11 protein-coding genes and 1 pseudogene are annotated in these 10,155 nt (G+C 66.8%); 9 read left to right on the forward strand and 3 right to left on the reverse strand.

Annotation, left to right across the window (positions count from 1 at the left end; genetic code table 11):
- The first annotated feature begins 250 nt into the window (after positions 1 to 250).
- The 8 genes from BVI061214_RS00430 (at position 251) to BVI061214_RS00465 (ending at position 5,998) form a co-directional block, all read left to right on the forward strand.
- The gene (locus BVI061214_RS00430; RefSeq protein WP_053766895.1) at positions 251 to 907 is read left to right on the forward strand and encodes a helix-turn-helix domain-containing protein; all 657 of its coding nucleotides are present in this window, start codon (positions 251 to 253) and stop codon (positions 905 to 907) included.
- A gap of 278 nt (positions 908 to 1,185) precedes the next feature.
- The gene (locus BVI061214_RS13340; RefSeq protein WP_053766901.1) at positions 1,186 to 2,256 is read left to right on the forward strand and encodes a helix-turn-helix domain-containing protein; all 1,071 of its coding nucleotides are present in this window, start codon (positions 1,186 to 1,188) and stop codon (positions 2,254 to 2,256) included.
- 5 nt (positions 2,257 to 2,261) lie between these two features.
- Positions 2,262 to 2,909, forward strand: a complete 648-nt coding sequence (locus BVI061214_RS12730) for a hypothetical protein (protein WP_053766896.1) — start codon at positions 2,262 to 2,264, stop codon at positions 2,907 to 2,909.
- Positions 2,910 to 3,049: 140 nt separating this feature from the next.
- A complete protein-coding gene (locus BVI061214_RS00445) occupies positions 3,050 to 3,400 on the forward strand; it encodes a hypothetical protein (protein ID WP_211256765.1) in 351 nt (116 codons plus the stop codon).
- 34 nt (positions 3,401 to 3,434) lie between these two features.
- Positions 3,435 to 3,701: a type II toxin-antitoxin system prevent-host-death family antitoxin gene (locus BVI061214_RS00450; RefSeq protein ID WP_038032046.1), complete on the forward strand. Its 267-nt coding sequence runs from the start codon at positions 3,435 to 3,437 to the stop codon at positions 3,699 to 3,701.
- A complete protein-coding gene (locus BVI061214_RS00455; RefSeq protein WP_082333084.1) occupies positions 3,698 to 4,117 on the forward strand; it encodes a type II toxin-antitoxin system VapC family toxin in 420 nt (139 codons plus the stop codon). Before BVI061214_RS00450 ends, BVI061214_RS00455 begins: the two co-directional genes overlap by 4 nt.
- Positions 4,118 to 4,157: 40 nt before the next feature.
- Positions 4,158 to 5,108 carry a ParA family protein gene (locus BVI061214_RS00460; RefSeq protein ID WP_053766897.1) on the forward strand — a complete coding sequence of 317 codons (951 nt, stop codon included), beginning with the start codon at positions 4,158 to 4,160 and terminating at the stop codon, positions 5,106 to 5,108.
- A gap of 35 nt (positions 5,109 to 5,143) precedes the next feature.
- The gene (locus BVI061214_RS00465; RefSeq protein WP_053766903.1) at positions 5,144 to 5,998 is read left to right on the forward strand and encodes a ParB/RepB/Spo0J family partition protein; all 855 of its coding nucleotides are present in this window, start codon (positions 5,144 to 5,146) and stop codon (positions 5,996 to 5,998) included.
- 125 nt (positions 5,999 to 6,123) lie between these two features.
- Here BVI061214_RS00465 and BVI061214_RS13085 read toward each other — a convergent pair whose 3' ends face one another.
- Entirely contained in the window at positions 6,124 to 6,459 is a 336-nt protein-coding gene (locus tag BVI061214_RS13085; RefSeq protein WP_162207987.1) for a hypothetical protein, read from the reverse strand.
- An 81-nt stretch (positions 6,460 to 6,540) separates the two neighbouring features.
- Here BVI061214_RS13085 and BVI061214_RS00470 point away from each other — a divergent pair, with 81 nt between their 5' ends.
- Positions 6,541 to 8,574: an HsdM family class I SAM-dependent methyltransferase gene (locus tag BVI061214_RS00470; protein WP_162207988.1), complete on the forward strand. Its 2,034-nt coding sequence runs from the start codon at positions 6,541 to 6,543 to the stop codon at positions 8,572 to 8,574.
- A 21-nt stretch (positions 8,575 to 8,595) separates the two neighbouring features.
- Here the strand turns inward: BVI061214_RS00470 and BVI061214_RS00475 are convergent, their stop codons facing one another.
- On the reverse strand, positions 8,596 to 9,561 hold the full coding sequence (locus tag BVI061214_RS00475) for a site-specific integrase (RefSeq protein WP_053766899.1): 966 nt from the start codon (positions 9,559 to 9,561) through the stop codon (positions 8,596 to 8,598).
- 184 nt (positions 9,562 to 9,745) lie between these two features.
- Positions 9,746 to 10,155: pseudogene (locus BVI061214_RS00480) on the reverse strand (DUF2141 domain-containing protein); the annotation flags it as partial.

A 10,155-nucleotide genomic window follows, 5' to 3' on the forward strand; every position in this document is an offset into this window, starting at 1 on the left:
GCTGGAGAAGATGCTTCTGGAGAGGTATGCCCCCCGTACACAGACGCTTACACATAAATCTTGACACGACCAAGGCGGTTGTAGAGGCAGTTCCAGAGAAGGCGCATTAAAGAAGACAGGGGGTTCAGGCGTCACGTGAACATGGTCCCGCTCTTGGGGGGGGGAAGGCAAACCAAAAATCGCAACCCGACCGGAGGGGGCGAACAGACCCTAGATTGCCTAATCAAGTCCGTTACTTTAGGATGAGGCCATGCCACGCCGCAAACAGCCCCAAGAGGCCCTGCCTCCTCGCATCCGCGCCATCATCGAGCGCCGCAAGGAGCTGGGCCTGACCCAGGAGGAGCTCGCCCGCATGGCGGGCTTCTCCTTCAGCCTCATGGCCAAGATCGAGCGCGGGGCCACCGACCCCCGTTCCCTCTCCGCCCTCTACCTCACCAACCTGGCCCGGGTCCTGGGCCTTCCCCTCTCCGTCCTCCTGGACGAAGGGCTCCCGGAGGGCCTCGAGGAGCGCCGTCCCGTGGCGCTTCCCCTCTACCCCTCCCTGCAAGCCGCCCTCTCCGGGGAAAGCGCCCGCCAGGCCTACCTGGCCCCCGAGGACCTGCCCAAGGGAGCCCTGGTGGACAAGCTCGCCTTCCTGGAGCTTCCCGGGCCCTGGCTCTTCTCCCTCACCCTCCCCTTCCCCCTCACCAAACCCCTGCGCCTTCTGGCGGAGCTGAGGCCCCTGGTGGCCCGGGAAGGGGTCTACGTGGGCCGCCTCGAGGGCCACCCCGCCCTCTTCACCCACGAGGACCTGGAAAGGAAAAACTTCGCCCTCTACCCCCTCCTCCAAGGGCTTCCCACCCTCTGGACCGAGGGCCGGGAACCGGAGATCCTCGGCCTGGTGCGGGCTTGGTGGGTGCAGGGATAACCCCCTGTTGCTAAAGGATCATTCGGTGTGCTAGCCTTGGAGTGTGGTCTTTGCTTGGCACAGGGCTATGCTAATATGGCAAGACAAGGGAGGTGAGAGGAACAGGCTAACTTAGCGGCCTCCAAAAAGAAGCGGATCGGGGTTGCCCCCGACAGCTTGCTCTCAAGCTTGGTATCCGCCCCTTCCCAAGGCTAGGATACCAAGCCGCAGAGGGAGAGTCAACCTCTTTGGGCAACCCCACGGGCCCCAGGGCCGGGGTAAAAGGCCCAAAAAGCACCGTGGGACGCAAAAAAGCTCACTCCAAGGCTTGGACCTACCTGGACCACCCTTCGGCTTTCACCCTGATCCCGAACCCCATCCTCAAGCAGGCCCTCTCCGGCGAGGTGGGAGGGAAGCGCCTCAAGCCCATCCCCCGCCTGGTCTACCTCACCCTCCTCTCCCGGGCCCGCCTGGAGGGGAAGGAGGCCACGGCCCAGGACCTCGCCCTCCTCCTGGGCTTCGACCCCCGCACCGTGGAGAAGGCCCTCCTGGAACTCTGGGAGCTTGGCCTGGTGGAGCGGGGCGGCTACGGCTACTTTGCCCCCTTGCGCGCCGTGCTCCCCAAGGCGCACGCTGTGCAAAGCTCCTTGCACGCCGTGCAGGGGGAAAGCGGGGAAAAGGCCGTGCCAGACGAGCTTGGCTCGGTCCTAGAAGAAATAAGAGAAGAAGAAAAGAAAAAACCTCCTCATCCTCTATCCCACCCACCCACCCCGCCTTCGGCAGAGGGGGAGGAGGAGCTTTGGGAGGAACCCCTAGCGGAACCCTTAGGGGAAGGCCACGAGGTGGAAGCCTCCCTTGCTTTTCCTCCGGGAGGGAGCGGAACTTCTGTCTTGACCCAAGCTTCCCCGCCGCTTGTGAAGCCGGGCACGAAGTCCCTGCGGGCCGCCCTGGAGGGGGCGGGGCTTTGGCGGGAGTTCTGGCGGGTCTTCCGCCCCGGCTTCGCCACCCCGGCCCTCTTCGGGGCCTACCTCCACCGCCTGGAGCGGGGGGCCCTGCCCCTGGGGACGGCCTTTCTGGAGGTCGTGGCCCGCACCCTGGAAGGGGCGAGGCGGGGGGTGGTGCGCTACCCGGCGGCCTACCTGGAGCGGTTGCTTCAGGAGCTAGCCCCCGAGGGGGCCCAAGCCCCTTCCCTGACCTCTTCCCTCGAGGCCCCGCCTTTCCAAGACGGCGACCTGCTCCTCCTGCCCGATGGCAGGCGGGGCTACTTCGGGGGCTGGACAGGAGGGGGTAAGGAGGCCTTCCTGGAGGTGGACGGGGTGGCCTACCGGGTGCCCAGGGAACTTCTCCTTGAGGCCCGTGTGGTAGGGTGAGGGAGATGCTGGAAGCCGAACTCCTCCCCGCTTCGTCGGGGGAGAAACCCCTTGGGGAAGGCTTCTCGGAAGGCGAGGAGTCTAGGCCACAGGACTGGTATTTCGCCCGGCTGGAGCTTTGGGGCACCCTGGAGCGCAAGATCCTGCCCCCCAAGGGCAAGGGGGAAGGCTCTCAGGAGGGGGGGCGTCCCCGATGGGTCTACGTCCTGCGGGATCCCGCCTTGGGGGAGGTGCCCCTGCGCTTTCCCCGGGAAGTGTGGGAGCGGATCCCCTTCTGGGCCTTCCAGCGCCACTTGGGGCGCACCGTCTTAGCCCGCTTCTCCCCTCGTACGAACGCCCAGGGCCTTTGGTCCCCCTGGCACTCCCCCGCCTTGGGGTTTTCCCGGAGGCCGGGGGTGGAGCCATCCCGCTTCCAGGCGCGGGGCCGCCTGGTGGGGGTGGACCGGGAGGAGGGGCGGCTGGTGGTGGAGATCCGTCCCAACCCCCAAGGGGTCCTCAAGGAACCCTTCCGCCTCACCCTGCACGCCGCCCTGGCCCTCCTGGAGGGGCTTCCTTCCCTGGGCAGCGGGGTGTACCTGGAGGGGGAGCTGAGGCCCAAGAGCAGGCGGATGGTGGTGAGGAAGGCCGAGCTTGTTCCCCTGTGGGACGACTAGGGCACAAGGCTTTCCTCCACGGGGTGGCCCATCTCTCCCCTTCGGGCTGTGGGCGTAGCCTTCGCCTGGAGGCGCGGGGACTTTTCACCTTGCGGGCCAGGTTTCTGGGAGGTAAGGGCCCAGGGACGGGCTTCCACCAGGTGGTCCTCTGGTTTCGCACCGACCGGGAAGGGTTCGTCACCGAAGTGGTGGTGGCCCACTGGTCCCTCCTGGCCCCGGCCCCGGTGGGCTTCCTTCCCGACGAACCTCTGCGCTTCAGCCTCTTGGGGGAATGGCTGGGGGCTCACGAGGGTGTGGGAAGGGTCTGGGTGGTGCCCAAGGACCCTGAGGAAGCTCCTCCCTTCCCCGTGCGCTTTCTTCCCGTGCGCCCCCACCTGGTCCCAGCCCCAGGGGGGCTCGCCCTGGTCCTGGGACGGGTGGAGCGGGGGAGGCTCCTGGGGGAGGAGGTGCTGCTCTTGAGCGGAAGGGTCCTTTGCCCGGGGGCTGGCTAAAGCCTAGTCTGACCAGTTGTGCTAAGCTTGGGCTGTGGACAAGACCTGGCAGCTGCAAGAGGCCAAGGCCCGCTTCTCCGAGCTGGTGGAGGAGGCCCTGCGCTCCGGCCCCCAGGTGGTGACCCGCCGGGGCAAGCGGGCGGTGGTGGTCCTCTCCTGGGAGGCCTACGCCCGCCTGGCGGGCAGGGAGACCCGCCTCCTGGAGGCCCTTCGCCCCCAAGAACCCCTCCCCAATGAGGAGGTGGAGGCCCTCTTCCCTCCGGAGAGGGAGGGGATCGCCTACCGGAAGGTGGAACTTTGAGCTACCTCTTGGACACCAACGTGGTCTCCGAGGTGGCCAAGCGGGAACCCCACCCTGCGGTCTTGGCCTGGCTGGAGGCGGTGCCCCTGGGGGAGGCTTACCTTTCTGCCCTCACCTTGGGGGAGCTGGTGCAAGGGGTGGTGCGGGCTCCCTCGGAGCGGCGTCCCCGGCTGGAGGCCTGGCTGGACGGGATCAGACGCCGCTTCGCGGGGCGGATCCTTCCCCTAGATGCAGAGGTGATGGAGGTCTGGGGAGAGCTCACCGGGCGGGCCATGGTGGAGGGAAGGAGCCTCTCCCCCCTAGATGCCCTGCTGGCGGCCACGGCCCTGCGGCACGGCCTGGTGCTGGTCACCCGCAACCTGAGGCCTTTTGAGGGCGTGCCCGTGCGGGTGTTCAGCCCGTGGGAGGCTCCTTGAGGAGAGGGTATTTGGCAACACGTGTTATGATGGGGGCAACATGGCACGGGTAAAGCTAAAGCCGCTGGCCTTGTGGGCCCGGGAGCGGGGTCTCCCCTACAGCACCGCCCACAAGATGCTCCGCGAGGGGAAGATCCAGGCGGAACGGGTGGGGGAGTGGTGGATGGTCCGGGAGGAGGTGCCGGAGGAAGGCCCGGCCCAGGGCAGGGTCCTCACCCTCTTCACCCACGCCGGGGGGGCGGGGAAGACCTCCCTCACCCGGGACCTCGGCTATGAGATGGCCTCGAGGGGGAAGCGGGTGCTCCTGGTGGACATGGACCCCCAGGCTAACCTCTCCGCCTGGTTGGGACATGAGGAGGTTCCAGAAGAGGAAACCGCCCTCGCCGTGTTCGAAGGTCGAGCCACCCCTCAGCCCAAGGAAGTTCTGCCCAACCTCCACCTTCTCCCCGCCCAGGTGGAGTTGGCCCGGGCCGAGGTTCTCCTCTCCCGCGAGCCCCACAACGCCTTTGCCCTCCGGGGAGCGCTAAACGAGCTTCGGGAGGTCTACGACCTCATCCTCGTGGACTCGCTTCCCTCCCTGGGCTCTCTGGCGGTGGCCGCTGCCTTGGCTGGGGACGGGCTTGTCGTTCCCGTGGAGCTTTCCCGGAAGGGGGCCCAGGCCTTGCGCACCGTGGTCCAGGTGGCCCGCGGCTATGGGATTTCCCTTCAGCGGATGCGCCTTTGGGCGGGTCGGAGCTTCGTGCGCCTGGTGGTTCCCACCCATGCGGAGGGCACCGCCCGGGACCGGGAGGCCCTGCAGGCCCTCGAGGAGGCCCTGAGCGGAGCTGTGCCCGTGGCCCCACCCCTGACCAGGAGGCCCGCCGTGTACCGGGAGGCTCAGGCTAAGGGCGTACCCGTTCAGCTGGTAGGGGGAGATGAGGTGATCCGAGAGTTCAAGGCCCTTGGCGACCTCGTGGAGGAGACGCTTCTGCGGGAGGAGGTGGCGGCGTGAAGCGCAACCCCATCAGCCCCTTTCTACCTCCTGATCTGGCCCGGGCCCTGGACCTCTCCGAGGTAGGGGGCGGGCGCCTCCTCCCCCTCGAGGCCCTCTCCCCCCGTCCCCAGCCCCGGCGCCGCTTCGAGGAAGCCTCCCTGAAGGCCCTGGCGGAGTCCGTCCGGGCGCACGGGGTTCTGGAGCCCCTCCTGGTGCGGCCCTTGGGGGACGGGAAGTACGCCATCGTGGCCGGGGAGAGGCGGTACCGGGCCGCGAGGATGGCGGGGCTTTCCGAGGTCCCGGTGCGGGTGGTGGAGCTCTCCGAAAAGGAGGCGAAGCTTTTCGCCCTGGTGGAGAACCTTCAGCGGGAGGACCTGAACCCCTACGAGGAGACCCTGGGGGTCCTGGACCTCCTGTCGGAAGACTTGGGGAGGCCCGTGGAGGAGGTGGTGGCCCTGCTCCACCGGATGCGGGACGAGGCGAGGAGGAAAGTTCCCCAAAACGTTTTGGGGAGCCTCGAGGCCCGGAGGGTGGAGGAGGTCTTCCGGGCCCTGGGCCGCATGGGTTGGGAGTCCTTCGTCCAGGCCCGCCTCCCCCTCCTCAACCTCCCCGAGAACCTCAAGGCGGCCCTGGAGGAGGGGTCCATCCCCTACACCGCCGCCCTGGAGCTCAAGAAGGTGAAGGACGAGTCCTCGCGGAAGGCCCTCCTGGAGGAGGCGAGGGCGGGCCTCTCCCTGCGGGACCTGAAGGCCCGGGTGCGGGAGCTTTTGCAGAAGGAGAAGGCCCCCAAGCCCTGGCACCGGGAGGTGGGGGAGAGGCTCTTGCGGCTGGACCTCGAGGCCCTGCTCCCTGAAAAGCGGGCCAGGGTAGAAGCGCTCTTAGCGGAGCTCAAGGAACTGCTTGGTTAGGTGCGGTTTTTCTCTAGGAGGCGGGGGCGAAGGTGGAGGCGCAAGGTCAGCTGAGCCAAGGTCTGGTGGAGGAAGTGAGGAGCCAACTCAAGGAGGGTCCTGAGCAGGAGCAGGTGGTGGGCCCCTTAGTGCAGTATCTCCTTACCAAAGGCTATAAACTTGAGCAGATCCGCTTCGGCAAGAGGGAGTGGCGGGTGCCCAAGAGCCCCTCGGAGGCCCACAAGCGGGAGAAGGGGAGAAGCTATGAGGGTTTCCCCGTTGACATCGCTATCTTTGACACCTCTACGGAGGATCCTTCTCTTCCTCGCATCGTTATTGAGACCAAACAACCCAAGGAGGAAGCCGGGATCTCTCAACTGCAGGCTTACATGTCCCTGGAACCTTCTGTAGAGCTTGGAATCTGGACCAACTCCGCTGACCCTTCCGCTCCCGCCCTTTTCCTCTACCGTGGAGAGGCGCATCCTAGGCGCAAGCTGGTCAAGGACATCCCCTCTCCCGGGGACCCGATAGTGCCTGACCGCGTACCTCTTCGGTACAAGGACTTGACCGTTCCTAGCCAGGACGTCTTGAGAAAACTCTTCTCCGACCTCATGGACCGCTTGGCCTCCGAAGACGCTAACGTGGTCCGTCCTGATGACCGCCTGAGCGAGCTTTGCAACCTCATCCTTTTGAAGCTGGATGGCGACAGGAGAGCCAAGGCCGAAGGAGAGGAGGCGGAGGTGCGCTGGCGGGCCCTCTCCACTCCCGAGGACACCGCGCGGATGATCCGGGAGTGGTTCCGCAACTTTACCCGGGTCTACCCCGAGCTCTTCACCAGCGAGGAGGAGCGGACGCTGAGGCTGACGGACCGTTCTATCCACCTGGTGGTGGAGGCTTTGGAGGGGTACCGCCTCATCGAGGCGGGAAGCGAGGCGGTGGCCCAGGCCTTCCAGGTGCTCCGGACGGAGGCCCTGCGCTCGGCGGACGGCCAGTTCTTCACCCCCCAGTCGGTCATCAAAGCGGGCGTGGTCCTTACGGAGGTGGAGTGGGACGACTTGGTGATCGATCCAGCTTGCGGTACTGGGGGCTTTTTGATCGAGGCCTTCTTCAACCTGGTGGAGAAAGCGAAGGGAGACCCCACTCAAGCGGTCCGCTGGGCCCAGACCCACCTCTACGGGGTGGACAAGGACCACGTGGCCGTCAAGTTGGCCAAGGCGGTCATGCAGATCGGTGGGGACGGCTCGGCCCATATCTTCCGGGGAGACTCCATCAGGAGGCACGAGTGGCCCAAGAGCTTTCCTCACCTGCAGTCCGAACTGCAGGAGGGGCGCTTTGACCTGGTGCTCACCAACCCTCCCTTCGGTAAGGACCTGGTAGTAAGCAGAGAAGACCTCGCCCAAAGCGGCTTTTCTATCCACCTGGCGGATGGGGGCTCTATGAAGAAGGTTCCCATAGGCCTGGTCTTCCTGGAGCTCGCCTACTGGCTCCTAAAGCCTGGAGGGCGTGTGGGGATCGTTCTTCCCGAAACCTACTTCTTCAGCCGCTCCTACCGCTGGGTGATGGACTGGCTCCGCCCCCGCCTTCGCCCCCTGGTGGTGGCCAATATCCCTATGGAGGCCTTTCAGCAATATGCCAGGGCTAAGACTAGCTTTTTCGTCTTTGAGAAGCTCGCAAGCGAGCCCGACCTCGAGGCCCCTGTCCTCTTCCTCAACCCCCACACCTGTGGCATAGGCCCTGACGGGAAGGACATCCCCGACAACGAGCTCTGGGAGCACGTGCTCTTGAGCAAGAAAGGCGAGCTTCCCCCTGGAGCCGTTCAGGTGAGGCTTGGGGAGGTGTATCGGCGAGGGGTGCTCGTCCCCCGCTACTACGACCCCAGGTACGAAGAGCCCCTAAACCGCCTTCTGGAGGAAAAGGGCCTCGAGGGGGTGAGCCTGGGAGAGCTGGTGGAGAGAGGCTTCCTGGAGTACCGCTTCGGCCACGGTAGCCCGGATCGCCTGAACCGTAGGGGCGAGGTCCCCTACATCAAGGTGAGCGACCTCCGGGCTGGAAGGGTGAACGTCAACCCCACCAACCTGGTCCCGAGGGAGGTGGCGAGGAGGCTCTGGAGAGGGGAGGAGAGCGGGCTTCGGGCTTGGGATCTCCTCACTCCCATCCGGGCGAGTAGCAATATTGGGGAGTTTGCCGTCCTGCTCCCTGGCGAGGAGGAGCGGGTGCTAACCAAGGAGGTGCTCGTCCTGAGGAGCACGGAGGAGGGCGAAAGGGAGGGGTACACGCCTTTCTACCTCTTCTGGGCTCTCTCTTTGAGGGCGGTCAGGGAAAGCTGGCGGCGGGTCACTCTGATGCAGACGAACCGGGAGGACGTAGGAGACTACTGGAAAGAGGTGAGGATCCCGAAACCGAAGAGCCCCAGCTGGGCGGAAGAGGTGAGCCGCCCCGTTCGGGAATACCTTGAGGGTCTGGTCCAGGCCCAAAGGGGCCTCCTGGGTCTGAGGGCCCAGGAGGAGGAGGGGTTCACCTTTGTTCCTTTCTTGAGGCCACCAAGCGTCGGGGACAAGGAGTCCGAGAACAACCCGGGAGGGAATACCTCCACTTAAGGGGCTGGGGTTGAAAACGGCCTAGAACTCCTCCCCCCACCCCGGCACCACGAGGCTCTTCATCCCGGTCCAGTAGGCCACTTTCTCCCTGGGGTGGCCTTCTTTGAGGAAGCGGCGGATGGCCCGCCAGCGCAAGGGGAGGGCGAGGTCGGCCCGCTTCTTGCCCTCCGCCTTCACCCCGGCGAAGTCCGCGAACTCGGTGAGGATCCACTTGGCCTCCTCCAGGCCAAGGGGCTTCCCCCGGTTCTTCCCCGGGGCGGGCTTGAGGAGGAGGTGGGGGTAGGGGAGGGGCTGGTGGGAGGCGAGGAAGGCCCTCTGGGGGAGCCAGTCGGCGAGGACCTCCCGGGCGAGAGGGGAGAGGGGGACCTCCCGGAGCTTGGTCCCCCGCACCAGTAGGCTCTTCTCCCGCACGTCCTCCTTCCAGAGGTCCGCCACCTCCTTCACCGTGAGGCCCACCTCCCCCAGGAGGACGAGGAGGACCCGGAGGAGGGGACGCCAGTAGGCGAGGGGATAGGCCCCGGCCTTTTCCAGGAGGTCCTGGTAGGCCTCCTCGGGCATGGCCCGGGAGGGGGCGACCACGGGAAGCTCCTGGCGGGAGGGGAGGCGCACGTGGGACGGCATGGGATGCCCGGCCCAGTCCAGGAAGGGGAAGAGGTGCCTGAGGCTTGCCCGGGCCCGCTCCACGGTGCCCCAGGAGAGGGGCCCCCTTTCCCCTCCGGGGAAGCCCTTCTCCTTGGCCTCCAGGAGGAAGGCCTTGGGGTCCTCGGCCTCCAGGTGGGGCCACCGCCGCCCCTTCAAGGCCAGCCAGCGCACGAAGTAGCCCACGTAATGGGGGGCCGCCCGGTCGGGCTTCTTGCGGCGGCGGACCAGGTAGGCCCAGAGGGCTTCCTTCAGGACCTCCTCGTCCCAGCGGGCCAACGCCTCTCCCACCACCCGCTTCCGTTCCTCGGGGTGGTCCCAAACCTCCAGCCCAAGGCTCTCGGCCATCCTTGCCACCATCTTAGCTACAACCCCTCTCCGCCGCCACCCCGTGTGTAGCTAAGACTTTTCCCCCTCCGGCTTTTCCCGTTCTTCACCCTACCCTTCCCACCCTAGCCCTCTTTCCGTGAGGGCTGAGAGCGGGCCTGCTGTGGGTGTGGCAGGAAAAAGTGGGAGCAGGCATTCTGGAGGGTCAGCGCACCAGGAGGCGCACCCCCGTGGCCGGGGGCCTGGCCTCCGCCTCTCCCCGGGGCTCCTCCGGGTCCAGGGCCCCGTCCCCGTCCCGGTCCAGGAAGGCGAGGAGGCGGTAGGTTCCGGGGGAGAGGCCCTCAAGCCGGAAAGGCCCCCCGTCCGGGGGCAGGACGAGGCTCCGGCAAGACCCCTCCCCGGAACAGGCGGAGAGGACCACCCGGGCGGGAAGGGCCTCCACCTGGACCTCCGCCGTGGCCCAGGCCCCGCCCCCTTCCAGGCGCACCCGGTAGGCCCCGGGGGCCGTCCCCGTGGGCGCCCGCACCCGGAGGTGGGCCGTGCCCTGGGCGGGGTTCGGGGCGAGGTAGGCGGCAAGCCCCCCTTCCGCCGCCACCCGCACGGGGACCGGGTAGG

Source organism: Thermus aquaticus (assembly GCF_001280255.1).
Lineage (GTDB): Bacteria > Deinococcota > Deinococci > Deinococcales > Thermaceae > Thermus > Thermus aquaticus.

Excerpts from the sequence above, each read along its gene's own strand:
- BVI061214_RS00460 (WP_053766897.1), top strand. The coding sequence starts at position 4,158 with ATGGCACGGGTAAAGCTAAAGCCGCTGGCCTTGTGGGCCCGGGAGCGG.
- BVI061214_RS00475 (WP_053766899.1), bottom strand. The coding sequence starts at position 9,561 with ATGGCCGAGAGCCTTGGGCTGGAGGTTTGGGACCACCCCGAGGAACGG.
- BVI061214_RS12730 (WP_053766896.1), top strand. The coding sequence starts at position 2,262 with ATGCTGGAAGCCGAACTCCTCCCCGCTTCGTCGGGGGAGAAACCCCTT.
- BVI061214_RS00430 (WP_053766895.1), top strand. The coding sequence starts at position 251 with ATGCCACGCCGCAAACAGCCCCAAGAGGCCCTGCCTCCTCGCATCCGC.
- BVI061214_RS13085 (WP_162207987.1), bottom strand. The coding sequence starts at position 6,459 with ATGCGCCTCTCCACGGTAGAGGAAAAGGGCGGGAGCGGAAGGGTCAGC.